The following is an 896-nucleotide window of genomic DNA, read 5'->3' as shown; positions in this document are numbered from 1 at the left end:
CCGTCGAGCATCAGCACGGCATGGGCACCGAGATCGACGGCGAGGCTGATCTCTTCGAGGTGCGCGGTCATCGCTGATGCGTTGCACCGTGGCAAGACGAGGCCGGCGCCCTTGCCCTTCTCGGGGCAGATCGCCCCGAAGAGGTAGGCGTATTCCGTTCGCTGATCCTTGGGGGCTGCGGGCCGTGTCCCGCGGCGCGCCCAGCGGCGCGGCAGAGTGTTCTTCTGGCCGACGCGGGCCTCGTCCTGCCACCAGAGTTCGATGGGCGTGCCCGGCGGCAGCCGCGCCCGGACCGCGCTCAGTTCGGCGGGCAGGTTTTTTTAAACGCGGTCAGCGCGGCCGGGTCCTGAGCATAGTGCCGGGGACGCGCCGAGAGCTTGCGAAAGCCGAGCGCCTTGACCACGCGACCGACCGAACTCTCGTCCAGGCTCACCCCGAAGCTGGCCTGGATCCAGGCGGCCAGATCCTTGAGCCGCCAGCGCACCACGCCGTCCCGGTCCGGATCGGGGCCGCGCTCCACGATGGCGGCGAGAGCCCGACGCTGCTCGGGGCTCAGTTTGGGCGCCTGGCCCGGCGCCTTGTCGTCGATCAGTCCGTCCGGCCCGTGTGCATTGAAGGCCAGGACCCAATCGCGCATCGTCTGAAGGCCTACCACCCCAATCCGGGCGGCGTCCGTGCGGCTCCCGCCATCGTAGATCTCCGCCAGCGCCAGCAGACGCCGGCTCTGGCCGGCATCCCGGCTGGCCTTCGCCACCTGCCGAAGCTCGGAAGCGGTAAAATCGTCTCGCAGCGGGATGGCGGCAGACATGGCAAACCCTCCGGTTCGCCCAATCGAATCAGATCCGACGCAAATGCGAAACCCCGTGAGTCCGCGTCAGCGCCGATTGGTATGAGAT

1 pseudogene is annotated in these 896 nt (G+C 68.6%); it reads right to left on the bottom strand.

Annotation, left to right across the window (positions count from 1 at the left end):
- Positions 1–808, bottom strand: a pseudogene (locus FV222_RS27600) (IS630 family transposase); the annotation flags it as partial.
- Positions 809–896: the final 88 nt, after the last annotated feature.

The organism is Methylobacterium sp. WL103 (assembly GCF_008039885.1).
Classification (GTDB): Bacteria; Pseudomonadota; Alphaproteobacteria; order Rhizobiales; family Beijerinckiaceae; genus Methylobacterium; species Methylobacterium cerastii.
Note: the sequence above shows the minus strand (reverse complement) of the source record. Positions and strands in the feature narration are given on the sequence as shown.